At 69.9% G+C, this 24,852-nt stretch carries 24 protein-coding genes, 1 tRNA gene and 1 riboswitch; of the genes, 7 read left to right on the forward strand and 18 right to left on the reverse strand.

Going from position 1 to position 24,852, the window contains the following annotated elements; genetic code table 11:
• Window positions 1-88 precede the first annotated feature (88 nt).
• Window positions 89-1,393 carry a tetratricopeptide repeat protein gene (locus tag EV137_RS05205; RefSeq protein WP_134126879.1) on the forward strand — a complete coding sequence of 435 codons (1,305 nt, stop codon included), beginning with the start codon at window positions 89-91 and terminating at the stop codon, window positions 1,391-1,393.
• Here the strand turns inward: EV137_RS05205 and EV137_RS05210 are convergent.
• From EV137_RS05210 to clsA, 13 genes are all read right to left on the reverse strand, one after another.
• Window positions 1,376-3,631, reverse strand: coding sequence for a hypothetical protein (locus EV137_RS05210; RefSeq protein ID WP_134126881.1), 2,256 nt, complete (start codon window positions 3,629-3,631; stop codon window positions 1,376-1,378). The genes EV137_RS05205 and EV137_RS05210 overlap by 18 nt on opposite strands.
• Before the next feature lie 37 nt (window positions 3,632-3,668).
• Window positions 3,669-3,740 (reverse strand) — tRNA-Arg (locus EV137_RS05215).
• A 24-nt stretch (window positions 3,741-3,764) separates the two neighbouring features.
• A complete protein-coding gene (locus tag EV137_RS05220; protein WP_238175096.1) occupies window positions 3,765-5,075 on the reverse strand; it encodes a serine hydrolase domain-containing protein in 1,311 nt (436 codons plus the stop codon).
• Between the two features lie 43 nt (window positions 5,076-5,118).
• Window positions 5,119-7,959 (reverse strand): aminomethyl-transferring glycine dehydrogenase, encoded by a 2,841-nt coding sequence (gene gcvP / locus EV137_RS05225; protein ID WP_134126883.1) that lies wholly within the window; start codon window positions 7,957-7,959, stop codon window positions 5,119-5,121.
• A 72-nt stretch (window positions 7,960-8,031) separates the two neighbouring features.
• A riboswitch (glycine riboswitch) is annotated at window positions 8,032-8,121 on the reverse strand.
• Between the two features lie 47 nt (window positions 8,122-8,168).
• Window positions 8,169-8,738, reverse strand: a complete 570-nt coding sequence (locus EV137_RS05230; RefSeq protein ID WP_305000154.1) for a MerR family transcriptional regulator — start codon at window positions 8,736-8,738, stop codon at window positions 8,169-8,171.
• Window positions 8,739-8,968: 230 nt separating this feature from the next.
• Window positions 8,969-9,463 carry a bifunctional nuclease family protein gene (locus tag EV137_RS05235; RefSeq protein WP_133791196.1) on the reverse strand — a complete coding sequence of 165 codons (495 nt, stop codon included), beginning with the start codon at window positions 9,461-9,463 and terminating at the stop codon, window positions 8,969-8,971.
• Window positions 9,464-9,525: 62 nt separating this feature from the next.
• Window positions 9,526-10,224, reverse strand: coding sequence for a transcriptional regulator FtsR (ftsR, locus tag EV137_RS05240; protein WP_134009261.1), 699 nt, complete (start codon window positions 10,222-10,224; stop codon window positions 9,526-9,528).
• The gene (locus EV137_RS05245; protein WP_133791200.1) at window positions 10,211-10,756 is read right to left on the reverse strand and encodes a zinc-ribbon and FHA domain-containing protein; all 546 of its coding nucleotides are present in this window, start codon (window positions 10,754-10,756) and stop codon (window positions 10,211-10,213) included. The genes ftsR and EV137_RS05245 overlap by 14 nt, the downstream gene beginning before the upstream one ends.
• 121 nt (window positions 10,757-10,877) lie before the next feature.
• The gene (gene gcvH / locus EV137_RS05250; protein WP_134009259.1) at window positions 10,878-11,261 is read right to left on the reverse strand and encodes a glycine cleavage system protein GcvH; all 384 of its coding nucleotides are present in this window, start codon (window positions 11,259-11,261) and stop codon (window positions 10,878-10,880) included.
• Between the two features lie 14 nt (window positions 11,262-11,275).
• Window positions 11,276-12,115: a DUF881 domain-containing protein gene (locus tag EV137_RS05255; protein ID WP_134009257.1), complete on the reverse strand. Its 840-nt coding sequence runs from the start codon at window positions 12,113-12,115 to the stop codon at window positions 11,276-11,278.
• A 2-nt stretch (window positions 12,116-12,117) separates the two neighbouring features.
• On the reverse strand, window positions 12,118-12,450 hold the full coding sequence (locus EV137_RS05260; RefSeq protein ID WP_130379362.1) for a small basic family protein: 333 nt from the start codon (window positions 12,448-12,450) through the stop codon (window positions 12,118-12,120).
• Window positions 12,447-13,307 carry a DUF881 domain-containing protein gene (locus EV137_RS05265; protein WP_238175097.1) on the reverse strand — a complete coding sequence of 287 codons (861 nt, stop codon included), beginning with the start codon at window positions 13,305-13,307 and terminating at the stop codon, window positions 12,447-12,449. The genes EV137_RS05260 and EV137_RS05265 overlap by 4 nt, the downstream gene beginning before the upstream one ends.
• On the reverse strand, window positions 13,304-13,900 hold the full coding sequence (gene clsA, locus EV137_RS05270) for a cardiolipin synthase ClsA (protein WP_134009255.1): 597 nt from the start codon (window positions 13,898-13,900) through the stop codon (window positions 13,304-13,306). The genes EV137_RS05265 and clsA overlap by 4 nt, the downstream gene beginning before the upstream one ends.
• Window positions 13,901-14,093: 193 nt before the next feature.
• On the opposite strand from clsA, the gene EV137_RS05275 reads away from it, so the two are divergent.
• Window positions 14,094-14,462 (forward strand): YciI family protein, encoded by a 369-nt coding sequence (locus tag EV137_RS05275; protein WP_134126884.1) that lies wholly within the window; start codon window positions 14,094-14,096, stop codon window positions 14,460-14,462.
• The gene (locus EV137_RS05280) at window positions 14,462-15,664 is read left to right on the forward strand and encodes an RNA polymerase sigma factor (protein ID WP_134126886.1); all 1,203 of its coding nucleotides are present in this window, start codon (window positions 14,462-14,464) and stop codon (window positions 15,662-15,664) included. Before EV137_RS05275 ends, EV137_RS05280 begins: the two co-directional genes overlap by 1 nt.
• On the opposite strand, the gene EV137_RS05285 is transcribed toward EV137_RS05280, so the two are convergent.
• On the reverse strand, window positions 15,633-16,403 hold the full coding sequence (locus EV137_RS05285; RefSeq protein ID WP_134126888.1) for a class I SAM-dependent methyltransferase: 771 nt from the start codon (window positions 16,401-16,403) through the stop codon (window positions 15,633-15,635). The two genes, EV137_RS05280 and EV137_RS05285, sit on opposite strands and share 32 nt — an antisense overlap.
• 158 nt (window positions 16,404-16,561) lie before the next feature.
• Here EV137_RS05285 and EV137_RS05290 point away from each other — a divergent pair, with 158 nt between their 5' ends.
• Together EV137_RS05290 and EV137_RS05295 are read left to right on the forward strand one after the other, a co-directional pair.
• Window positions 16,562-18,784, forward strand: a complete 2,223-nt coding sequence (locus EV137_RS05290) for a glycoside hydrolase domain-containing protein (protein WP_238175098.1) — start codon at window positions 16,562-16,564, stop codon at window positions 18,782-18,784.
• Complete coding sequence (locus tag EV137_RS05295) at window positions 18,781-20,073, forward strand: glycosyltransferase (RefSeq protein ID WP_134126890.1); 1,293 nt, start codon at window positions 18,781-18,783, stop codon at window positions 20,071-20,073. Before EV137_RS05290 ends, EV137_RS05295 begins: the two co-directional genes overlap by 4 nt.
• A 4-nt stretch (window positions 20,074-20,077) precedes the next feature.
• Here EV137_RS05295 and EV137_RS05300 read toward each other — a convergent pair whose 3' ends face one another.
• Genes EV137_RS05300 through imuA' form a run of 3 tightly spaced genes read right to left on the reverse strand, consistent with a single transcriptional unit; the run spans window position 20,078 to window position 22,907 of the window.
• Window positions 20,078-20,464: a VOC family protein gene (locus tag EV137_RS05300; RefSeq protein WP_134009245.1), complete on the reverse strand. Its 387-nt coding sequence runs from the start codon at window positions 20,462-20,464 to the stop codon at window positions 20,078-20,080.
• 26 nt (window positions 20,465-20,490) lie between these two features.
• A complete protein-coding gene (locus EV137_RS05305; protein ID WP_238175099.1) occupies window positions 20,491-22,125 on the reverse strand; it encodes a DNA polymerase Y family protein in 1,635 nt (544 codons plus the stop codon).
• A complete protein-coding gene (gene imuA' / locus EV137_RS05310; protein WP_238175100.1) occupies window positions 22,125-22,907 on the reverse strand; it encodes a DnaE2-dependent mutagenesis accessory factor ImuA' in 783 nt (260 codons plus the stop codon). The genes EV137_RS05305 and imuA' overlap by 1 nt, the downstream gene beginning before the upstream one ends.
• Window positions 22,908-22,982: 75 nt before the next feature.
• Between imuA' and EV137_RS05315 the strand changes: the two genes are divergently transcribed.
• On the forward strand, window positions 22,983-23,447 hold the full coding sequence (locus EV137_RS05315) for a PPOX class F420-dependent oxidoreductase (RefSeq protein WP_134126891.1): 465 nt from the start codon (window positions 22,983-22,985) through the stop codon (window positions 23,445-23,447).
• On the forward strand, window positions 23,448-24,194 hold the full coding sequence (locus EV137_RS05320) for a PIG-L family deacetylase (protein ID WP_134126893.1): 747 nt from the start codon (window positions 23,448-23,450) through the stop codon (window positions 24,192-24,194).
• On the opposite strand, the gene EV137_RS05325 is transcribed toward EV137_RS05320, so the two are convergent.
• A complete protein-coding gene (locus EV137_RS05325; RefSeq protein WP_133791223.1) occupies window positions 24,160-24,849 on the reverse strand; it encodes a GntR family transcriptional regulator in 690 nt (229 codons plus the stop codon). The genes EV137_RS05320 and EV137_RS05325 overlap by 35 nt on opposite strands.
• Between the last annotated feature and the right edge of the window lie 3 nt (window positions 24,850-24,852).

Below are 24,852 nucleotides of genomic sequence, written 5' to 3' on the forward strand. Positions count from 1 at the left end.
ACCACGTCCGAAGTGGCAATCCTCACGACCCACGCAACCACCACACCCCCTCCGGCATCTCACGAACAAGGGTCGAAGGGGGACGGACATGACAGCTGCCGTAAAGGGCCGGCGTGACACTTACGTCCGCATCGGCATGATGGCGGTCGGCGATCTCGGCGTCGTCGGCGGTCTGGCCGGCTGGATCCTGGGTTGGTGGTTCGGCCACCTGCTGGTCACGCTCAGCCTCGTGTTGCTGATTGCAGGCATGTGGCCTGGCAAGTTCCGGCCACGCCGGTCCGTGGCCGGTGGACACGTTCTGATCGGCCGTCACCTCAAGGGTGTGGAGGCACTGGACAGCGCGCGCAAGGCGGCGCATCACTACCGTAAGTTCGCTGCCAGGCATCCCGACGAGGGTCTGGTGTTACTGGCCGGAACACTTGACTGGCAGCGAGCGCTGCTCCGGGAACTGGGCAGGCACGAGGAGGCCGAGCCGGTCGCCCGCGAGGCCGTCGAGACGTGGCGAGAGGTTGTGACCACTGACTCGAGCCGCCGCGAGAACTTGTCCAAAGCGCTGCACCACCTGACCGGCACGCTCGCAGGGCTGAATCGGGAGGGTGAGCTGACCACGCTCACCGAGGAAGCGGTCGTCGTCCAGCGATCCCTGGTGGCAACGCAGCAGGTACTACTCGCTCTGCACCTGCAGAACCTCGCCACCCAGCTGCGGCGTACCGATCGGTGGGAGGCGGCGCTTCCTGTCGCCGAGGAGGCCGCGACGCTCTACCGGCGTCTGGTGCCGACAGATCCGGACCTGCTCGAGAACGCGGCTGACACGACAGAGGGCTTGGCTACGACCCTGCGACGCCTCGAGCGTCCGCTGGAGGCCCTGCAGTCGACGCAGGAGTGGGTCGAGTACGAGCGCACGCTGGCCGACAGGGTCCCGGACCGCAGGCCCGAGCTCGCCGAGGCGCTCCGTGTGCTCGGCAGCCGCTCGGCCAATCTCCACCGCACCGAGGACGGCATCGCGAGTTGGCGCGAGTCCCTCGAGCTCTGGCGGCAGCTGGTCTCGGAAAGCGAGGAGCACCGCGCCGGCTATGCGGACGCGTGCAACCTGATCGGGCACGGCCTGGGTGTCGTCGGCGAGTCCACGGAGTCGCTGGCAGTCTTCCGTACCGGTCTCGACGTACGGCGGACGCTGGCGACACTCGATTCGCGACAGTACGACGACCTGCTGGACGACCTCGCACGAGCCACGCAGACGACGCTCGTACCTGAGTTGGCAGCCGAGGCGGTCGCCGTCGCCCGCGAGCACACCGACGCCCTGACCGCGGAAACTCTCTCGCGGGCCGCCGATCGGCTGCGGGAAGCAGGCTTCACCGTGGAGGCCGAAGAGCTGTCAGCCCGCCGTAGCTGAGCACCAGTGGGGGCCGGTGGTCCAGCCGAGGAGGCGGCGGCCGCCGTTGGGGGTGCGGCCTTGGGGGTCGAAGCGGGCGCCTGCGGCCACGTCGAGGAGCCCGGTGACGGCTGGTTCGAAGGGTGGGCCCAGGACGCGAGCCTGTTTCTCGAGCTTGGTCAGGACGTCCGTCTGGTCGCTGTAGCTGAGGAAGAAGATTCCCTGACGCCACGCGTACGCCGTGTTCTTCAGGCCCTGCAGTCCGCTGATCCAGGTCGAGACCGGCTGGGTCTGACGCTGGATCGCCCAGCTGAACGCGCGGTCCGCGAGCTCGGGGCCGACCTCGCGGAGCCAGTCGGTCAGGTCGAGCGCCTCGATCAGTACGGCGAGGTTGTGCGACGTCAGGATCTGGCTCTGCTCCAGCACCGTCCCGTTCTGGGCGACGTACCCGGGAGTCTGCGAGGTGTGCGCCTCCTGAGCACGACGGTGGCACATCTCCGCGAAGTCGTCGGACGTCAGCTTGCGCCAGCGGATCAGCGAACGCTGCTCGGCGGCCGGCCACGCAGCGGGCAGGTCGTAGTAGCGCCCGTACAACGTCCCGGACAGCACCCGGCTCGCGACCGACGCCGCCTCCCGCCACTTCGCCGTGAACGTGCCCATGAAGATGTCGGCAGCGACCTCCTCGACGAGCGGCAGTCCGAGATCGGCCTGCTTGACCAGCGTGCGGAACTCGCGGACGAGCGGGTTCGGCAGGATCGTCTGCGGGAACGCGCCGAGCGCGACGGCCGTGGTCTCCCGCAACGTCTGCGCGGCTGCTCGCTTCGCCTTCTGAGAGCGGTCGCGGTACGGCGCGACGACGGAGATCCACGGCAGCTCGTCGAACCGCACCTGGTGTTCGAGGTTCAGCAGCAGCAGACTGCGCCGACGACGGAAGGCCGCGTAGGTCTGCGCATAGACCGAGGCCAGCACCGGATCCGCGATATTTGCCGCCAGCAACTGTGACGTGACCTGCGGCAGGACCTCGGCCAGCACCTCCCCCGAGCCGATGACGCCGCGATCCACCAGCTCGCCGATCGGCGCCTCGAGCGCCCGCGCCGCCTTCGCCAGCAGGTGCGGTGGCATCGCCACGCCGGCGGCCGCGGGTAGCTCGGCGCCGTCGACGTCCCCCGCGATCGGATCGAGCGCGGGCAGTCCGCCGTCGCGCGGGTAGCGGTCCAGCCGCGTACTCAGCACGTGGGCCAAAGTCGCGTACGTCGGACGCGCCGCCGCCTCGTTCTGCGCCGTACGCAAGGCCGCGCGGGCCTCCGATCCGGGCGCTCCGTGGGCGCTGATCGTGTTGGCCAGCGCGCGGCGGATCCACCCGACCTCGCGACCGGTCAGGGCCGAGCTGTCGACGCGACAGCGCTCCAGGGCCGACTGCAGCCGTGCGAAGTTGCTCTTCGGGTGCCGCGCGTGATGCAACTCGGCCGCGGTCGCGTAGTCGTCCAGCCACTGGCGCCGCCGTTCCACCCAGTCGTCCGGCCAGACGCGGCACGGCCAGCCACCGCTCACCGTGCCCGACACCAGCTCCGGGAGGTCACCATCGACGGTGTCGCACCACAGCGCCACCAGCCGGTCGTGGAGCGGGTTCCAGACCTGGAGGGTCTCCCGCATCGCGGCAATCCGTGGCGGCACCGTTGCCTGCCGCAACTGAGCACGGACCTCGTCCACCGACTGCCGCCGTACCACCGCCCCGGCCGGAGCCGACGACGGACCGAACGTCGGGGTGAAACGGAGCCGGTGCATCAACGGACGCAGCTCGGCCACCAGGTCGAGCGCGGCGGCGAAGTGCCCGTGCTCGAGCAACCAGGCGACCACCAGCAGCGCCGATTCCTCCGGTACGTCGACGCGGCAACGCCCGGTGCGCAGCGCCTGCCCCAGCTCCGCAAGCCCTTCGTCACCGAGGTACCAGAGATTGACCCGCTCCCGGTCCGTCTCCCCCGGCGCATTCACCGGCAGCCGGGCCAGCTCGTCGGCACTCGGCGGCGACTCCGCCACGTACCGTCCGGTCGCGAACCCTCCGGTCACCACTTCCAGCGTGACCCACACAGGTGTGTCGGCGACGGGCGTCCGCGACCCGATCGTCAGCCGTCCGGACGCCATGCCCTCGAGAACGGTGCGCCAGGCATCGACGCGGACCGCGGCGCGCCGACGTACCGCTGGATCGTCCGCAACCAGCGCCCGTTCGAGCGCGTGCTGAAGCCGGCCCGTCGCGTACATCCGGAACCCCCCGCTCTCTGGATGGAACAACGCTTCGACATGGAGGCAGGACTCGAACCTGCGCCCTCCCGGTCCGAAGCCGGGCGATCTACCCCTGATCTACTCCATGCGGTCTAGGCAACTTCGGTACAGCCTAACGACCGTAGGGGGTTCTCGTGAGGACAAACGTCGCGACGGTCAGGTGGGTGATGGCTTCGCCGTTGCGGATCACGTGGAGTTTTTCGCCGGCCAGGTAGCCGTCTCGGCCCTGGTAGAGGTCGGGAGCGAGGGGTGACAGGCGGGTCGTCAGACCGCCGGAGAGTTGCAGGATTCCCGCGCAGACGGAGATCGTCAGCGGCGTGTTGCCCCAGTACCAGTGGCCGAGCAGTTCGGCGCCCTGGGCCAGCGGCGGCTCCGGCACCCACTCCTGCGTGATCGGCGGCTCGTACCGGGTCAGGATGCGGACCAGGTCGGGAGCCAGCGAGGCCACCCGTCCGTACGTCGCGTTGCCGAGCGTCACCGCACCGACCCGGCGGACCCGGTCGACGAACAGCCCCGCGAGGAAACCCGGCATCGAACCGGTGTGACCGATCAGCAGATGTGGATCGTCCGCGATCAGCCGCAGGCCGAGCCCGTACGACGCATTCAGCCCCTCGCGCGGATCCGACGCGACCGGCGCCGCCATCTCCTCGACCGACTCCCGGCTCAGCACCTCGTGCACCGGGTCGATCCAGAACGTCGCGTACCGCGCCAGGTCCTCGATCGTGCTCCACAACTGCCCCGCCGGTGCCATCGCACCCGAGTCGTACGCCGGCTCCGGGTCCAGCTGCCCGCTGAACGGGTGCACCGAGAATCCGTCGGCGGCCGGGACCGACGGGAAGTACGACGTACGCCGCATCTCGAGCGGATCGAGGATGCGCTCCTGCGTCAGCTCCAGCCAGGACACCCCGCGCAGGCGCGCCACGATCTCGCCGAGCAAACCGTACCCGAGGTTCGAGTAGTGGTGCCGGCGATCCGCCGGGCCGGCCGCCTGCGAGTCGTTCATCGCGGCGGTCAGCTCGTCGAACGTGACGCCCGGATTCCGTTCCCACCAAGGGCCCTCGGGCTCCGCGTTCATCCCGCCGCTGTGCGCGAGCAGGTGCCGGATCGTCAGGTCCCCGAACGCGATCCCCGGCAGATGCTTGCCGACAGCATCGTTCAGCGACAGCAGCCCGTCGTCGCGGCACTGCATGATCAGGACCGCCGTCATCGTCTTCGTGATCGACCCGATCCGGTACTGCACATCCGCCCCCGGCAAGGCCCCGTCAGCCGTCGCGAACCGGCCCCGCGCCCCGGTCCACACCAGCTCCCCGTCCCGCAGCACGCCGGCGTTCACCGACGGCAACTTCGACTCCCCCTGCGCTGTCGCGATCTCGGCGAACAGAGCAGCGGCGGTGTCCGGACGTACGTCGGTCAGCTGAGTCAACTGGAGTCTCCAGGCAGGTCGTGGGCAGACCAGTATGCCCGTTTTACTCGAACGCCTCCGGTGCAGGGCAGGAGCAGATGAGGTTGCGGTCGCCGTACGCGCCGTCGATGCGGCGGACCGGCGGCCAGTACTTCGAGGCGCGGTCGACCGAGCGGGGGAAGGCGGCCTCTTCGCGGGTGTAGGCGTGCTCCCACTTGTCGTTGATCACCGACTCCGCGGTGTGCGGCGCGTTCACCAGCGGGTTGTCGGCGGCCGGCCATTCGCCCGCGGCGACCCGGTCGATCTCGTGCCGGATCGCGATCATCGCGTCGCAGAAGCGGTCCAGCTCACCGAGGTCCTCGGACTCGGTCGGCTCGACCATCAGCGTGCCCGCGACCGGGAACGACATCGTCGGCGCGTGGAAGCCGTAGTCGATCAGCCGCTTCGCGACGTCGTCGACGCTGATCCCGGTCTCCTTGGTCATCGGCCGCAGGTCCAGGATGCACTCGTGCGCGACCAGGCCGTTCTCGCCGGTGTAGAGCACCGGGAACGCACCTTCGAGCCGCTTCGCCACGTAGTTCGCGGTCAGTACGGCGGCCTTCGTCGCCGCCGTCAGGCCCTCGGCGCCCATCATCCGGATGTACGCCCAGGAGATCGCCAGCACACCGGCCGAACCGAACGGCGCCGCGCTGATCGGGCCGACACCGGAGTCCGGACCGGCCTGGTCGAGCAGCGGGTGGTTCGGCAGGTACGGCGCGAGGTGCGCCGCGACCGCGACCGGGCCGACACCGGGGCCACCGCCGCCGTGCGGGATGCAGAACGTCTTGTGCAGGTTCAGGTGGCTGACGTCGCCGCCGAACTCGCCCGGCTTCGCGAGCCCGAGCAGGGCGTTCAGGTTCGCGCCGTCGACGTACACCTGGCCGCCGTGGTCGTGGACGATCCGGCAGACCTCGCGGACGCTCTCCTCGTACACGCCGTGCGTGGACGGGTACGTGATCATGATCGCCGCGAGCTTGGCCGCGTACTCGGAGGCCTTCGCGCGCAGGTCGTCGAGGTCGATCGTGCCGTCGTCGTTGCCCTTGACAACAACGACCTTCATGCCGGCCATCACCGCGGAGGCGGCGTTGGTGCCGTGCGCGGACGCCGGGATCAGGCAGACGTTGCGATCCTCGGAGCCGTTGGTGCGGTGGTATCCGCGGATCGCCAGCAGGCCGGCCAGTTCACCCTGTGAGCCCGCGTTCGGCTGGATCGAGACCTTCGCGTACCCGGTGACCTCGGCCAGCCAGCGCTCCAGCTGACCGATGAGCTTCACGTAGCCGGCCGCGTCCTCGATCGGCGCGAGCGGGTGCAGGTCGGCGAACTCCGGCCAGGTGACCGGCTCCATCTCGGTGGTCGCGTTCAGCTTCATGGTGCAGGACCCGAGCGGGATCATGCCGCGGTCGAGCGCGTAGTCCTTGTCGGACAGCTTGCGCAGGTACCGCAGCATCGCCGTCTCGGACCGATGTGTGTTGAACACCGGGTGTGTCAGGTACTCCGTGGTCCGCGGCACGCTCAGGGCAGCAGCCTCGAGCGTGTCGTCGTACTGCACGCCGAAGGACTGGCAGACGCGGGTCAGCGTCGCGACGTCGGTCTTCTCGTCGCAGGAGATGCCGACGTGGTCCGCGTCGACGAGCCGCAGCCAGATCCCGTTCTGCCGGGCGGCGTCCACCACGTCGGCGGCGCGACCCGGGACCCGGGCGAGGACGGTGTCGAAGAAGTCGCCGTGGACCACCTCGACCCCACCGGCGCGCAGCGAGGCGGCGAGCTTCCCGGCGTACGAGTGCACGCGCTCGGCGATCGCCCGCAGTCCGTCGGGACCGTGGTAGACGGCGTACATGGACGCGACGACCGCGAGCAGGACCTGCGCCGTACAGATGTTCGACGTCGCCTTCTCGCGACGGATGTGCTGCTCACGGGTCTGCAGCGCCAGCCGGTACGCCGGGGCACCGTCGGTGTCGACCGATACCCCGACGAGGCGGCCTGGCAACGACCGCTCCAGGCCGGACCGGACCGACATGAAGCCGGCGTGCGGGCCACCGTAGAACAGCGGTACGCCGAAACGCTGCGAGGAACCGATGACGATGTCGGCGCCCGCCTCCCCCGGTGCCTCGAGCACCGTCAGGGCGAGCAGATCGGAGGCCACGGCAACCAACGTGTCGCGCCCGTGTGCCGCCTCGATCAGCGGCTTGAGGTCGCGGACGACACCGTTGGACCCCGGGTACTGCACGAGAAGGCCGAAGAAGTCGCCCTCGGGCAGGCCGTCGGTGGTGTCGGCGACGACGACCTCGATGCCGAGCGCCTCGGCGCGGGTCTGCACGACGGCGATCGTCTGCGCGAAGGTGTCGGCGTCGACCAGGAAACGGTCGGACTTGCTCTTCTTGTTCGACCGGTGCGCGAGCGTCATCGCCTCGGCGGCCGCGGTGCCCTCGTCGAGCAGCGACGCGTTCGCGGTCGGCAGCCCGGTCAGGTCGGAGACGACGGTCTGGAAGTTCAGCAGCGCCTCGAGCCGGCCCTGGGAGATCTCCGGCTGGTACGGCGTGTACGCCGTGTACCAGGCCGGGTTCTCGACCAGACGGCGGACGATCACGGAGGGGGTGAAGGTGCCGTAGTACCCCTGGCCGATCATCGACGTGGCGACGGTGTTGCGGGCCGCGAGCTGACGGAGCTCGGTCAGCGCGTCGACCTCGGAGGCCGGTTCGGGCAGCCGCAGCGCCTCGGCCGAGCGGATCGAGGCCGGGACCGCGGCGTCCACGAGCGCGTCCACGTCGTCGTACCCGAGGAGTTCGACCATCCGGGCGATCTCGTCCGGGCGCGGCCCGATGTGCCGGTCGGCGAAGGTCGCCGAGAGCTGAGGGGTGTCGTTCACTAGAGGCTCCGATGCTGACAGACGCTGCCGGTGGCCTCCCCCTCTGTCACGCGCGCTGCGCTCCAGAGTCGCCTGCGACACTCGGTCCATGGGCCTGAGAGGTTCCGGGGAGGAATTGCCCCTTCGGCGCCCGATGACACGGGACTCTCCCGAGTGCTGTGAACGGCTGCCTCGAGGCTACCAGGAACCCCGGAACAGTTCTGACAGGGTCAGCCGGTCATCCGGGCGCGGCGGCGAGCGGCGAGCTCGTCGTTCGCGTGGGAGTCGCCGTCACCCTCGTCGTGACCGTCGGCCCGCTCGGTCGGCAGCTCGGAGAGCGAACCCTCGACCTCGCGCCAGACACCACCGAGTGCGATCCCGAACACGCCCTGGCCGCCGGCCAGCAGGTCGATGACCTCGTCGGGCGACGTGCACATGTAGACCGACGCGCCGTCACTCATCAGCGTGATCTGGGTCAGGTCGTCGAACCCGCGCTTGCTGAGGTGCGCGATCGCGGTCCGGATCTGCTGCAGCGAGATCCCGGCGTCGAGCAGCCGCTTGATGACCTTCAGCAACAGAACGTCACGGAAACCGTACAACCGTTGCGTCCCCGAGCCGGTCGCCGGGCGGACGGACGGGGAGACCAGGCCGGTGCGGGCCCAGTAGTCGAGCTGCCGGTAGGTGATCCCGGCCGCGGCGCAGGCCGTCGGACCGCGGAACCCGACGTCCTCCGGCATCGGCCGCAGGTCGTCGTCGAACAGCAGACCCTGAACGCCGGCGGTGGCAGTAGCGGCTGCCACAGCCTCTGCGTGCGCGTCGGACGTCGACTGCGCCGTCAGATCCGTGTCCCCGGTGCGTGTCACGCCTGAGCCTCCCTGGATACCGACTGGAACGAGCCATCTCCGTGGAGTGACACCACCCCACGACTTCTTCACGGTAAGCCGCCGCCCTGACCGGGTCAACGACAACCGCATCGAGCCGGGAGCGTGTCGCGACCGCCGTACGAATCGTTACCTCGGTCCTGTTGCTGTCAGCTCTTGTCGAAGTCCTCCGGAGTCACCTGGTCGAGAAACTCCCGGAACCGCTCGACCTCCTCTTCCTCCTCCACCTCGTCGGCGCCGTTCGTCTCACTCTCCGGGACCGGGATCCCGGCCTCGGCGAGGATCTCGTCGGCGCAGAACACCGGCGTCCCGGTCCGCAGCGCGATCGCGATCGAGTCCGACGGGCGGGCCGAGATCTCGGTCTTGTCGTCGAACACCAGGATCGCCTCGAAGATGCCGTCGGTCAGGTTCACGATCCGGACCTGGCTGAGGGTGTGCCCGAGGACCCGGATGGTCTCCGCGAACAGGTCGTGCGTCAGCGGCCGGGGCGGCTCCATGCCCTGCTGGGCGAAGGCGATCGCACTCGCCTCGGCCGCACCGATCCAGATCGGCAGGTACCGCTCACCTCCGACCTCTTTCAGCAGCACGATCGGCTGACTCGAGGGCATCTCTACCCGGACTCCGACCACGTCGACTTCGCGCACACGTTCAGCCTACTCCGAGCCGAAGGCCCGGGTAGGCCCACGGGGGTTCGCTGTGGACAGCCTCACGAACGCGGGAGGCGGGAGCGGACCAGAGCGGTGTGGAGACGGACGGTGAGGGCGGCCAGCTCGCCGGTCTGCTCGGTACGGCGGGGCCCGGTGACCTGTTCGATCAGGCCGACCTCGCGGTCCGCCGCCGTACGGAACGCCCGCAGGTGCCGAGGTTCGAGACCGTACGCCGCCAGCTCGGCCGCGACCTGCGCGATCACGATCGCGTCACCGCCGTAGTGGTTGCCGCTGGCTACCACCAGGCCGTGACTCTCCAGCTCGTCGAGCAGTTCGGACGGTACGCCGGCAGCGGCCCGCAGCTCGTCCCGGGTCAGCCGCAGCTCGGTGCCGGTAGCACCGAAGTCTTCAGGGACGGGCTGACCCGGTGTCTGCGGCAACGAACTCGGCGCGACCGGCGGACCGGCAGCAGCCGGCTGCAGACCGCGGTCGATCGCACCGAGGTGTTCCTTGATCACTTTCAGCGGCAGGTACTGATCGCGTTGCGCCGTCAGCACGTACCGCAACCGGTCGAGGTCGGCGGCACTGAACTTGCGGTAGCCCGACGCCGTACGGGCAGGCGTCACCAGCCCCTCGGCCTCCAGGAACCGGATCTTGGAGATCGTGACGTCGGCGAACTCGGCCTGCAGGAGCTGCAGCACCTCTCCGATGCCGCGGCCTCCCACAGGGCCTTCGGCGCTGGGATCAGGCTTGGCCACTGGCGTAGTACACCAGCCGGTACTTGCCGATCTGGACCTCGTCGCCGTTGGTCAGCTGGACCTCGTCGATCCGGTCACGGTTGACGTACGTGCCGTTCAGGCTGCCGACGTCGCGGACCTTCACGCCGTACGGGTCGCGGCGGAACTCGGCGTGCCGGCGCGACACCGTCACGTCGTCGAGGAAGATGTCGCTGTCCGGGTGCCGGCCGGCGGTGACCACGTCGACGTCGAGCAGGAAGCGACTGCCCGCGTTCGGTCCGCGCTGGACGATCAGCAGGGCGGATCCGGCCGGCAGCGCGCCGACCGCGGCCGCGTCGTCCGCGGACAGCGGCTCGCCGGTACGTTCCGGCTCCGGCTCGGCGCCGATCGGGGTCAGCATCGCCGTGTCGGTGACGCCCGGCGTCGGCTGCTGCGGCTGGTGAGCCGCCGGGGCTGCCGCCGGGCGGTCCGCGCCAGGCAGCATCGCTCCGCACTGCGAGCAGAACCGGCTGCCCTCGGAGTTCTCGTGCCCGCACTGGTTGCAGAACGGCATGCTGTGATCCTCCCGATCGCCGGTGGTCCGGCGACGTTTTCGATAGACCCCGTGGTAACAGTGTGGACATGGACCTCAACCCTCGACCAGCGGTTGAGGTCCGTAACTTATCAGCCCTGATTCAGGCTTGGTCGAGCTGGGCCTGGTAGGCCTCGGCGTCCATCAGCGCGGCCACCTCGGCGGTGTCCTCGACGTCGATGTCGAGCAGCCAGCCCTCGCCGTACGGGTCGCTGTTCACCAGGTCCGGCTGGTCGGCCAGCGCCTCGTTGACAGCGGTCACCGTGCCGTTCACCGGGGCGAACAGGTCGCTCACGCTCTTGGTCGACTCCAGCTCGCCACAGGCGTCGCCGGCCCGCACGACGCTGCCGACGTCGGGCAGCTGCACGAACACGATGTCACCGAGCTGGTCCTGCGCGAAGTCGGTGATGCCGACCCGCACGGGCCCTTCCTCGCCTGCCTTCAGCCACTCGTGCTCGGCCGTGTACTTCAGGTCTTCGGGGTACACCTTTGTCCTCGTTTCTACTTCGTGGGGCTGGGCGCCGGGCGAGCGTAACGATGCTCCTCCGGCGCGTGCAAGGCAGTGATCGAGACGCTCTCGAGCTCGTTGACCTCGGCGGTTCCCCCCACCTGCGGGCCGGTCACCTCACTGACCAGACCGCCCGGGAAGTTCGCCGCCTCGGACAGGTTGTGGGACTCCCCGATCGCCTCGATGACGTACGGCGAGTTCACCTTCTGGCCGTCGATCCCGATCCCCGGGGCGTCGTCCACGAAGTCGGTGCTGGCCACCACCCGGACCGCTCCGTTGATCTGGATGGCCTCGGCGCCGGCGTCCCGCAGTTCCTCGATCGCGTCCAGCAGGTTGCTCGACGTCATCTTGCCCTGCGGGTCGTTCAGCGTGATCCGGACCCCCGGGCCCTGCGCGGGCAGCGTACCGGCGAGGATGCCGAGGGTGCGGACCTGCGCCTCCGCCTGCTCGCGGGCCGTCTGTGCCTTGTCGGCGCTGGAGGACAGCGAGTTCTTCCGCTCCTCCAGATCGGCGATCTCACCCTCCAGCCGCCGGGTGTTCTGCCCGAGCCCGTCGAGGATCGCGATCAGGTCCTCGCGGCGGGCGTTCTGGTAGCCGTCGTCGGCCCGGTTCACCCGGACCTGCACGACCGCGACACAGGCCACCAGGGCGAGCACGACCGCGACGATCGCCTGGCCGCGGGACGGCTTGAACCCGGCCCGCAGCCGGCGCAGCGCCAGGTTCGGCGTCCGCGGCTTCGGCATCGGGGTCGGGGTCTGCGGCTGCGGCGGCTCGACCGCGGCCTTGTCCGGCTGGTCCGGCGTGTCCGGTTTGTCAGGTTTCTCGTCGCTCATGATCAGGCCCGGAAGATGTGCCGGCGGATCGCGGCCATGTTGGTGAAGATGCGGATGCCGAGGACGACGACCACACCGGTGGACAGCTGCGACCCGACGCCGAGCTGGTCGCCCAGGTAGACGATCAGGGCCGCGATCAGCACGTTGGACACGAACGACACGACGAACACCTTGTCGTCGAAGATCCCGTCGAGGAACGCGCGCAGCGCGCCGAACACCGCGTCCAGCGCGGCCACCACAGCGATCGGCAGGTACGGCTGCGCCCAGTCCGGTACGTCGGGCGCCACCAGCAGACCGACGACGACACCGATCACCAGCCCGAGTACGGCGATCATCTCGTTCCCACCTTCGCGTAGCGCAACGCGATGGTCGCATCGGCCGGCACCAGCAAGGAGTCCTCCGTCGTGATCGTCATCCGGACATCGAAGTTGCTCACCAGGTACTGCACCCACTGCCCGCCCGAGCTCTGCGCGAACCGGGCCGGCATGGTCGCGGTGTCCCCGATCGCGAGCACCGTGTACGGCGGGGTCAGCGAACTGTAGTCAACGGTGATGGCACTGCCCGCACCGCGGATCGCGGTCAGCGACGTGATCCGGTGACCGTTCACCGCGATCGCCTCCGCACCGGACGTCCACAGGCCGTTGACCAGCTGCTGCAGGTCGACGTCGAGCAGCCGGCCTTCCTTGGCGTCGGCATTCTTGGCGTCGTCGATCACCGCCTTGATCCCCGGGCCGGTCACCGCGATCGCTCCGGTCTGCAGCTCGAGGTCGTCGAGCTTCTGCTGCAGCGCGGCGCCCGTACTGTCGTTGCTCAGTCCGCTCGCCTGCAACCGGCGTACCTCGTCGGCGAGCCGGGACTGGTTGTTGCGCAGCACGGTCAGCCGGTTGTCGGCCTGGTTGATGCGGGTGATCAGCTCCTTGCGCTGCTTCTCCGCCTCCGGTGCGCTGCGGTAGTTCTGCGCGGCGGCGACCGCGAGCAGGAAGCCGAGTACGGCGGCGGCCACCACCAGCATGATCCGGTGCCGGGACCGGGCCTGCTTGCCGTCCTGGTTCGAACGGGTGCGAGCGGCGACGGCGTACCCCTCGTCGATGGGGTGCGCCATCAGGTTGTTCAGCAGCGACATCGACGCGTCGACGCGCCGTGGCTGCTGGGTCGGCGGCTGGGTCGGCTGCTCTGGGGCTTGCTGGGTCACCCTGCCGGGCCCTTGATCGGTTTGACCGTCTGGATCAGGTGCCGCAGCTGGGCGAAGTACAGCGCGCCGGCCCAGTAGTACAGACCGGTCCCCCAGATCGCGAACGCCCAGCCGAACACGCGGGCGAGCAGGTTGAGAGTGCTGTCGCCGTCGCCGAGCAGGAGCAGCGGGAACGCGTACAGCAGGCAGAACGTGGCGGACTTGCCGAGGAAGTGCACCGGCAGCGCGTTGAACCCGCGGCGGTGCAGCGCCGGCAGCGTGAAGGTGAGCAGCAGGTCCCGCAGCGGCAGCGCGATCGCCAGCCACCAGGGGATGATGTCGCGCAGGGCCAGGCCGATGACGGTCGCGAAGATGTACAGCCGGTCGGCCACCGGGTCGAGCATCTGACCCAGGCGACTGGTCTGGTTCATCCGGCGGGCGATCTGGCCGTCGGCCCAGTCGGTGAACCCGGACACGGCCAGCACGAGCAGGGCCCAGCCGTCTTCCTTGGGTCCGAGGACCAGCCACAGGAACAGTGGCACCCCCAGCAACCTCAGGAAGCTGAGCGCGTTCGGGATCGTCCACACCCGGTCGGACACTTCCAAGTCCGGCACGCGACCCCTCCCTCTCTCCACCCTGGATACCCGTCGTAACTCTACTGGGGAGCCCCGACAGGTTTACGCCCGGCCGTCCCGGGGCACGCCCCGGCTTTCCCCTGATACCAGAACGCGCCGTTTTCCCCGCCGCTACGCCTGCGACGAACCGGTGACCCGATCGATACCCAAGGGTGATGCTTACCCTGAGCAGATGAGGTTCCTGGTACTGATCTACGGCAACCCGGAGTCCCGCGCGGTCTGGGACTCGCTGACCGACGAGCAGAAGAAGGAAGGCATGGCCGGGTACGCCGCTCTGCACGAGGCGCTCGCCGTGCAGGGTGAGCTGGTCGCGTCGGAGTCGCTCGACGCCCCGGAGCTGACCAAACAGGTCCTGGTCCGCGACGGTAAGCCGATGACGACGGACGGCCCGTTCGCCGAGGTGAAGGAGCAGTTGGCCGGCTTCTACCTGCTGGACTGCGACTCGATGGACCGCGCGGTGGAGATCGTCGCGCAGATCCCGGAGGCGCCATTCAGCGTCGTGGAAGTGCGTCCGGTACGTGACCTCAGCGCGTTCAGCTGATGCTCGAGGAGCTGCTCCGCGAGCAGGCGCCCCAGGTGCTCGGCGCGCTTGTCCGGCGGTACGGCGACTTCGACGCGTGCGAGGACGCCGTACAAGAGGCCCTGCTGGCCGCGTCGCTGCAGTGGCCGGGTGAAGGTGTTCCGGCCAATCCGCGCAGCTGGCTGATCACGGTCGCTTCGCGGCGGCGGATCGAGGTACTGCGGAACGAGGCGGCCCGGACGCGGCGGGAGGAGACCGTCGCGTCATGGACTCCCCCGGAGCCTGCGTCGTCGGAGGACGACTCACTGACATTGCTGATGCTGTGCTGTCATCCGGCACTGACGCCGCAGTCGCAGGTGGCGCTCACACTGCGCGCCGTCGGCGGGTTGACGACCGGTGAGATCGCGCGGGCCTTTCTGGTGCCGGAGGCAACGATCGGGCAGCGGATCAGCCGGGCGAAGGCGAAGCTCCAGGGTGCGCGGTTCGCGATGCCGCCGGCGGCGGAGCAGCCCGAACGGCTGGCCGCCGTACTGCATGTGCTGTATCTCGTCTTCAACGAGGGCTACACGGCCTCGTCCGGTACGTCGCTGCACCGGGTCGAGCTGAGTGCGGAGGCGATCCGGTTGACACGCCAGCTGCATGCTTCGTTGCCGGCCGAGGGTGAGGTGGCCGGGCTGCTCGCGTTGATGCTGCTGACCGACGCGCGTCGGCCTGCCCGTACGACGGCGGACGGGGCGCTGGTGCCATTGCCGGAGCAGGACCGGTCGTTGTGGGACAGGGCGGCGATCGCCGAGGGCACCGAGTTGATCGAGTCGACGTTGCGGTCGGCGCCGGTCGGGCCGTACCAGCTGCAGGCGGCGATCGCCGCGGTCCACGACTCGGCGGCGGACGCCGACGAGACCGACTGGCGCGAGATCCTGATGCTGTACGAACTGCTCGAGGCAACCGCGCCGGGTCCGATGGTGACGCTGAACCGGATCGTCGCGGTCGCGATGGTGCACGGCCCCGCCGCCGGGCTGGCGTTGCTCGACGACGTGGATCCGGCGTTGAAGGAGCACCATCGGCTGGCCGCCGTACGGGCGCATCTGCTCGACCTGTCCGGTGAAGGGGCTGCCGCGCGATCGGCGTACGAGCTCGCCGCGCGGCTCACCCAGAGTCTTCCCGAGCAGCGCTACCTGCGGTCGCGCGCGGCTAACCTGCGATCTTCGGCCGGCCCCAGCTGAGCTCGGCCTGGATCGTCAGGTCGAGTACGCCGTCCTTCGCATACGGACGGAGCGCTTCCGCGACACCGGCGTCGAACGCGGCAGCCTCGTCGGCGGGCATCAGGTCGCGGGCCAGGCTGGACGTCGAGTGCAGCCTCTCGATGTAGTCGGCGACCGTCTGCCGGTATTCGACCCGCGTGGTGCGCGCCGTACCGGTGAGGTCGAGCAGGCCGCGTTCGACGATCGCGTCGACGACGTTGAACTTCGAGTCGTAGTTCTGTTTGCGCGAGTGCCGCTCGATCACCGGGATCAGCTCAGCCGTCCACGGCTCGTCGACCGGGCCGTGCTCGATGACGACGAGCTGGGCGTTCGGCGTCAGGTGCGGGACGATTCGCGCGAACGTCTGCTCCCACGGCATCCAGTGGATGCTCGCCCCGGCCGTCACCAGTGCGTACGGGCCATCGAGGTCGGCGGTCTCGATCGGGTTGACCTGCCAGGTGAGGTTCGGGTGGTCGCCACCCGGGCGCTGCTTGCCCGCCGCGACCATCGGGGCCGAGAAATCGATCGCGTCGATGTGCTCGACCCGCGGCGCGAGCGGCCGCGCGATCGCGCCTTCACCGGCGCCGATGTCGAGCACCCGCCGCGGCTCGTCGGCGATCAGCTCCTCGAGCCGATCGAACACCTCGTCCGGGTACGGAGGCCGATGCTGATAGGCCTCCGCCACTGCCTCCTGCTGGAACGTCGCCGCAAGCTCAGTCATGTCTCGGAGCCTAGACCGGGCCGCACCACCCCGATCACGGATTCTGCTGCCGGCCGACGAGCGCGCTCGTAACCTGCCCGACTCCTTCGAACACGCGCCTGAAACACGCGCTTCCTACTTTGAGAGTCCACATCAGCCGCACGAGGCGGTGAGGCCAGATGATGTCCGAGCACGTCGACCCGTTCATCGGGACCGGCGCCACCGACCTGCCCGCGCCGAAGGGCCTGGCCGCGACCTGGTGGTGGCCCAAGCCGCAGGTCGGCAACACCCATCCGGGTGCCACGCACCCTTTCGGGATGGTGTCGGCCAGCCCCTACTCCGGGGCCTACCCGACCGGTTACGGGCTGTACGACTTCAACACCGAGGGCGTGCCCGACCTGTTGTACGACCGCCCGGTCGCCTCCGGCTTCACCCACTTCCAGCAGTCCGGCACCGGCGCGATCCGCAAGTACTACAACTACTTCAGGGTCACGCCGATGCTCGGCCCGCTCGACGACCTGGGCACCGCCTGGGACCTGCTCGACGAGGTGGCCGAGCCCGGGTACTACGCGGCGACGCTGAGTTCAGGGGTGCGGTGCGAGGTGACCGTCGGCCCCAAATCGGCCGTCCACCGGTACACCTTCCCGGCGAATGACGCCGCCCGGATCGTCATCGACGCCTCGACCGGCGGTCTGGCCATCCCGCACAGCCAGACCGTGCCGCTGAAGGCGCACCTGGCGATGCTGGAGCCGGGGGTGGCTCAAGGGGAGATCCACGTCGAGGGTGTGCCGCTGGCCGTACACCTGGAGGTCGACGCCCCCGGCTGGCGGCAGCTGCTGTGGTACGACCGGCGCCTCATGCCCGGCGGCACCCGCCTCGACTTCGACTACATCCGGCCGACCACACTGCGGCCCTTCGGGCTGATGTTCATGGGCCCGTCGCGCGCCGAGCAGACCGTCGAGGTGCGGCTGGGGTTCTCCCTGCGCGGGTGTGCGACGGCCCGCGACAACCTGCACGCGGACGTCGGCAGCATCCAGGCCACCTTTGCCGGCCGGCGCGATCACACGGCAGCCACCTGGCGCGACCACCTCGGCAAGGTCTCGATCAAGGCCGAGTCCGATGACCAGGCAACGGTTTTCGGCACCGCGCTCTACCACTCGCTGATCAAGCCGTGCTTCGCCCCGGACGAGAGCCCGTCGTGGACGACCGAGGGCCCGTACGCCTTCGACATCTGCACCATGTGGGACATCTACCGCACCCAACTGCCGCTGATGACCACGCTGTTCCCGCAGCGTTCGGTCGAGCTGGCCGGCGCGCTGCTGTCGATCTGCGAGCAGGAGGGCAACCTGCCGATCGGCTACCGGATGGCCAAGGGCGCCGACCGGTTCTCCCGGCAGGGCAGCGCCCTCGCGCACACCTTCTTCGCCGACCTGTGCCAACTGGATCTGCCGGGGATCGACTGGGACTGGGCCATGGTGCACCTGGAGATGGACCTGCGCCGGACGTACGGCGAGGACTATCTGGTGCACGGTGTGGCGCATCCGATCAGCCACACCCTCGACCTGGCGTACGCCTACCACTGCACCGCGGCGATCGCCGGCAAGGTGCGTGACCGGATGCTGGCCCAGCAGATGCGCGACCTCGCCCAGGGCTGGCGGGCGGCGTACGACCCGGGCACCGGCCTGCTGCGCGACTCGACGTTCTACGAGGGCGGCCGGTGGAACTACTCCTTCCGGCTGCTGCACGACATGCGCGCCCGGATCGCGCTGACGGGCGGAGACGAGGCGTTCGTCCGGCTGCTCGACCGGTTCTTCGGGTACGGCGCCGTACCGGTCACCCAGCCGGGAGTGGCTCCGAGCGTGGCCGAGATGGACGCCGGGTACGGCCTGTGCAGGTTCGAGGGACTGAACAACGAACCGGACTACGAGGCGCCGTGGTCCTACCACTACGCCGGACGGCCGGACCGAACCGCCGAGGTGGTGCATGCCGCGGTCGCCAACCAGTTCGGCACCGGCCGGGGCGGGCTGCCGGGTAACGACGACTCCGGCGGGCTGTCCGCGTGGTACGTGTGGGCAACGCTCGGGCTGTTCCCGGTGGCCGGCCAGAACCTGTTCCTGGTGAGCGCGCCGGCCGTGGCGGAGTCCACGACCCGGCTGCCCGAGGGCGAGCTGTCCATCACCACCACAGGTTTCGAGCCGGTCGAGGCAGGAGGACCGGTCTCCTACGTCCAGTCCATCGCGGTGGACGGCAAGACCCTGGAACGCCCCTGGATCTCCGGCCGGGAACTGCGGCACATCCGCAACCTGCACATCGAGCTCGGCCCTCGGCCCTCCGGCTGGGGCACCCGGATCAGGCCACCGTCCACATCCGACCCGCTGCACCCCACTGGAGGTGAGGCATGAACATCCCGTCCACACCCGACCGCCGTCTGGTCGTTGTCGTCCGCGCCGACCCGGTGATCTGCGGGCACTCCGGTGAGGCCCGGTGCCTCGCGGAGGTGGCGCTCACCCGCGGGTACGACGACGTACGGATCGTGACCTGGCCGCTGGACGCGCTGGAGGCGGCCGGGCTGCCGTTGAAACCACTCGACCGTGTGCTGCCGTACAGCCCTGGGATCACCGTGGAGCGGCCCGATCCCGTCGGCGACTACCGGGTTCCGGACGGGCGCTACCTGTCCGGGCTCATCGGGCGGCTGGTCGAGCTGTTCAGCGACGGGGTGCCGACGGTGGCGATGTCGCTGTACCTGAGCCCGCACGCGATCGCCGTACAGGAGGCCGTCCAGGTGGCGCGCCGGATCGGGCCGGCGCGGGTCACCACGGTGGCTGAGGCGGTGGGCTCCGACATCACCAACGTGGTGCGCGAGTGCGTGGACACCGGCCGGTTCGGGGCGGCCGCGCACATCCTTTCGGTCTACCTGGCGGCCGACCACTGCGTGGCGGTGTCGGAGTACACCAGGGACCTGATCGTGGCCTCGGCGGCGACCCTCGACGGTATGCACGGCACGACGTTCGCGCAGCAGTGCCGTGAGCGGATCGCCATCTCCTACCCGGCGGTCGATTCCTCGTCCTACCTGTCACTCACCGATGACGGGATCGCCGAAACGCTTACCCGTCGGGGCCTTTCGCGGGACGGGTACGTGCTGTTCCTGTCCCGGATCGCCTCGGCGAAGGGCGTCGACGACCTGATCGACGCCTACGCCGGGTCGCGGTCGGCCGAGCAGGTGCAGCTGGTCCTGGCCGGGCGCGGTCCGCAGGAAGACGAGGTACTGGCGCGGGTGGCGGCAGCGGGGCTGGGCGAGCGGGTGCGGGTGCTGACCAATGTGGACGACGCGGAGAAGCCGGCGCTGATGGCCGGGAGCGCGGCGTTCGTGCTGCCGACACGCGAGCAGCCGGAGTTCGTGGAGACGTTCGGGATCGCGTTGGTCGAGAAGGCTCTCGCCGGTGGCGGGCCGATCATCACCTGCGCGACCGGCGGTGTGCCCGAGGCCGTCGGTGATACGGCCTTGCTGGTGCCGCAGCGTGATCCGGCCACGCTGCGGACCGTGCTTGACGAGGTCGTGTGCGACTGGACCCGCGAGCAGCGCGTGGCGGCCGAGCGGCGCGCTCGGGAGTACGCGTTGCAGTTCGACCGGGTAGCGGTGTTCGACCGTCTTTTCGCGCGCGCCGAGGCTCCCGCCGTCCACGTCGCCTGACGGCCTACTCGCTGTCCCAGACGGTCGAGTGCTGCTCGAAGTGCGCCGGGTCGCTGTGCACCGGGATGACGCACAGCAGATGCCCGCCCGGGGCACGGAGGGTGTGGCACCCCTGCCAGCTCGCGACCTCGACCGCGCCGAGCCCGGTCAGGCGGGCGACCTCGGCGGCGACGTCGTCGGTCTCGATGTCCAGGTGGTACCGCGGCTCGTCGTCGACCGACTGGATCGCGGTCACGTACCCCGGGACGGCGTCGTGGAGGCTGATGAACTGTGGCTCACCCTCCGGCGAAGACGTCCGTACGCCGAGAGCCTTGGACCAGAACGCCGTGGCGTCCGGCACCTCGTCCCGCTTGACGTCGATCAGAAACGTGGAAATCCGGCTCCGATGCATGAAGTCAACCTATGGTGGCGAGTTGATCAGTCGTAAGTGGCTTGGGCGTGCCAGGTGGTTCGGCAGAGGGTGAAGAGCCAGGCGCGGGTGTCGGCGGTCTGGAACTGGAAGCGGGCCTGACGGGACTCGGTGCTGGGGTCCCACCAGCGTTCCGCGGTGAGCCAGGGTCCGGCCCAGGCGGTGATCGGGTGGATCTTGTTGCTGTCGGCAACTTGAACGCCGGGGCCGCGGGCCGGGAGCAGGGTGAACGCGGTGGGTACGCCGGACAACTCGCCGCGGGCACTGACCGACACCTGGGTGCCGTCCGAGGCGAACACCTTCGCGGGGATCGGCTCCGGGAAGACCATGGTCGGCGCCAGCGCCGGCCAGCGCTTCGCCGTACCGATCGAGCCGGTGATCGAGCCGGGCCAGGGCTGGTCCGGCGGCCGTGCCGGGACCGCCGGATCACCCCACGGGACCAGCGTCTGCCGCTCCGCGAACCCGCGACCGCCGCCGATCACCACCGACACCACCGCACCGTGACCGAGCATGCTCTGCACCCGCGACAACGCCCGGTGGATCCGCTCGTCCGGACCGCCGCCCCACAACCCGTCGACATGCGCGCCGACCGGATCCGCCTGGTCCGGGACCAGCCGCACCCGGACGACCGGTGACGTCAGCTCGCTGGTCGCCGTACCGCTCCCCTGCAGTTGCCAGCGCACCCGGTCCACCACGTCCGCCGCGGTGAACCAGCGCGGGTGCAGCCACTCCCGCTCGTGGATCCGCCCGGACTCGGTGCCGACCTCGACCCGCAACGTCGTACACACCAGCCCGAGCTCGGTCAGCCGGGCGATCAGCTCGTCGGCGACCGCCCGGACCGCGAACGCGACCTGGTCGACCCGGTCCACGGACGGCTCGAAGTCGAGCGTCCTGGTGAGCTCCGGCGGGATCTCCCGGCCGGTCACCGGGCGGTCGTCGTACCCACGGGCCAGCCGATGGGCGAAGGCGCCGTCCGGACCGAACCGGGTCAGCACCTCGGTCCGGGGCAACTGCGCGAACGCACCCAGCGACCGCAGCCCCAGCCGGCGCAGCAGATCCGTGAGCGCCGGCTGCTCGAGTACGTCGACCGACAGCGGCGCGAGGAACTCCGGTGAACCGTCCGGCGGCACCACGTGCACCCGGGTCCGCGCGGAACTCACCCGGGCCGCCTGCTCCGCGGCGAACGGCCCGTCGGCGATCCCGATCCGGCTGCCGTGCACGTCGTACGTCTCGAGCCGGTCGAGCAGCTTCCCCGCGGCCGCCTCCTCGCTGCCGTAGAACCGTGCCGGGCCGCGCGCCTTCAACGCGCACATCCCCGGCCGGATCACCTGCACGCCCGGCGTGATCGCCTCCAGGCACGAGATCACCGGGTCGAACGCCCGCGCGTCGATCACCGGGTCGTACTTCAGCACGACCAGCTCCGGGCACCGCGACTGCGCGTCCCGGGCCCGCTGCCCGCGCCGCACCCCTTCGGCGCGCGCGGTGGCGGAGGTGGCAAGCACCTTTCCCTTCTCCAGTACGGCGATCGGCTCGTCCGGTGATCGCCCGGTCGCCACCGCGGCCGCCGCCACCGGCCAGTCCGGCACCCAGATCACCATCGTCCGGGTCAGCCCGTTCACCAGCCCATTCATCAGCCCGCCCATCAGCCCACCGCGCCGATCTGGTCCGCCCACTCCTCCGGCCGGGCTTCCGAGGTCCCGGTGGAGCGGATCGTGCCGTCGGGGGCGGGCAGCCAGAGCTCGTGACGAGCGCGTACGGCGGCGCGCCGGCCGGTCACCGCGACGGTCGCACGGCGGGCGGTGAGCAGGCCTTCGCCGTCGCCGAGTCCGGTCCAGGTATTGCTCTCGATCTCGAACCGGGCCTCGCTGCCGGGCCAGGACCCGTACGCGATCAGCATCGCGCCGCGGGTCCGGAGCCGCGCGGCGAGCCGGGACGCCTCCCCCGGTGTCACCTCACCGGGCGGGCGGACGACCACCACGGTCAGCGCGTCGACCAGCGCGGCGACGACGCTCAGCCACTCGGGCCCCGGATCCGGAACGAGCACGAGACGCTCCAGGTCCACCCCGAGCCCGCGCGCCGCCTCGGCCCCGAACGACGGCACGCCGACCACACCGCACCAGGCGCCCTCCGCGGACGGACCGGCCATCAGCGCCATCACCAGCGCGGCACTCCCCCGCACCGAGTACACCGAACCGCCGCGCAGGCTCGCTCCCGCCAGCAGCACACCCACTGCCGGATGCGTCGGCAGCTCCCTGTCCACCCCCGCCGTGTCCAAAGCCTGCTGCACCCGAGCCACCGACGGCGCCTCGGCGGCGGCCTTCAGCAATGACTTCTGGGCAGACTTCCGGTCCTTGGCCTGAGCGAGGAGCAGACGGGCCTGGTCGAGCGCCGTGACCCGACTCGCCGTTGCCTCGCTCCCCGTCATACTCCCATGTTCGAACACCTGTTCGAACAAGTCAATCCGGTCGTCCACAGCCGCCCAGCACATAGGGTAGGAGGCATGCCGAGGACTATTGCGACCAATACCAAGGTCGGGCTCGACGGGTTGCTGGAGTTTGTGCGGCGGCGTCATCACATGCTGCTGATGACCACCCGGGCCGACGGGACGGTGCAGGCTTCGCCGGTGTCGGGCGGTGTGGACACGGAGGGCCGGATCGTCATCTCGTCGTACCCGGAACGGGCGAAGAGCACGAACGTGAAGCGGGCCGGCAAGGCCAGCGTGGTCGTGCTGTCGGACGAGTGGAACGGCGCGTGGGTGCAGGTGGACGGCAGCGGTGAGGTGATCGAGCTGCCGGACGCGGTGGAGGCGCTGGTCGACTACTACCGCTCCATCTCCGGTGAGCACCCGGACTGGGACGAGTACCGCGAGGCGATGGTGAAGCAGGGCAAGTGCCTCATCCGCATCACCCCGGAGCGCTGGAGCCCGATCGCCACTGGCGGCTTCCCAGCACATCTCGCTGATTAGATGCGTACGGCGCTGGTAGTCCACGCACACCCCGACGACGAGGTGTTCGCCACCGGCGCCGCCACGTCCGTGCTGAACGAGCAGGGCTGGCATGTCGTACTGCGGGTCGCTACCGCCGGCATGCACGGAGCCCTCGATCATCTCGGCGCCTCCTGCGCACTGCTCGGGATCAACGAGTGGGACTGGCTGGGAGCGGTGGACCAGTGGGTTGACGACGGCGGTCGCGCCGGACCACGGTCATTGGCCGCGGCATCGCCGGACGACGTGGCCGAAGCGATCGAGGTCGCGGCCGTCGTGATCGAGCCGGAGCTCATCCTCACAGTCGGCAGTGACGGGCTGACAGGTCACCCGGACCACATCGCCATCTCACAAGGGGTGCAGCGCGCACTCCGGCGCGTCGACTGTCGTGCGCTGGGTGCACGCGTGAGAGCCCAGGACGTGCGTGCGGGTGAGCAACTGATCCAGCAACTCGCGCCGGGTCAGCAGGTCGGGTCAGGCCACGTCAAAGGGTGCGATGCACCGCTGGAGGAGATCGGCGGAGCGTCCGAGCAGCGACGGCGGCAGGCACTGGACGAGTACTACGACGGCCTGGGCAGCAAGCCGCTCGAAGAACTCCTAGGAGTGCACCGGGCGAGCAGCGACGGGCTGCTGCTGCGTGCGGTGTTCGACGCGACCGGCTGGCAGCAGGACCGGTTCGAGGAGCTCACTGCCCTTACTGCTTCGAGCGACGCGCCATCGTCTCGGTGATGCGCTGCATGGCGCCTTCGAGGTGCTCGCGCAGCGCTGCCTCCGCACCCTCCTCGTCGTGCGCCAGGCACGCGTCGAGAATCGCCTGGTGCTCGCGACGGGTCTGCTCGATCCGGGCCTTGGTCTGCCGCGAACCGAACCGGTAGCGCTCGCTGTTCTGCCAGACCGGCTCGATCGCCCGCGGCAGCCACCGCGAACCGCCGGCCCGGTAGATCGCGAAGTGGAACTCGGTGTGCGCCTGCCGGGACGCGATGTTGTCGCCCAGCTTCGACAACCGGACGTGCTCGGCCAGTGCGGTCCGGGCGGCCGCCGCGTCCGAGTCGGAGAAGCGTGTCGCGGCCGCACGCACTGCCAGGGACTCCAGTGCCAGCCGGGTCTCGTGGGTGTCGCGCAGGTCCTCCATCGACAGCTCACGCACCCAGGCGCCCTTGTGCGGGACGATCTCGACCAGTCCGAGCGCCGCCATCCGCCGGAGCCCTTCCCGGATCGGCATCTGGCTCATGTCCAGTCGCTTGGCGAGCTCCTCCAGCCGGAGCGCCGTACCGCTGGGAAGTTCGCCGGACAGGATGAGTTCGTGCAGCTCGGCGGCAGCTTCCTCGGCGAGCGTACGACGCCCGGTCGGCCCCCCAGGCGTGAGCTCGAGTCGTCGGATCATCAG

This window comes from Kribbella pratensis (assembly GCF_004366075.1).
Lineage (GTDB): Bacteria > Actinomycetota > Actinomycetes > Propionibacteriales > Kribbellaceae > Kribbella > Kribbella pratensis.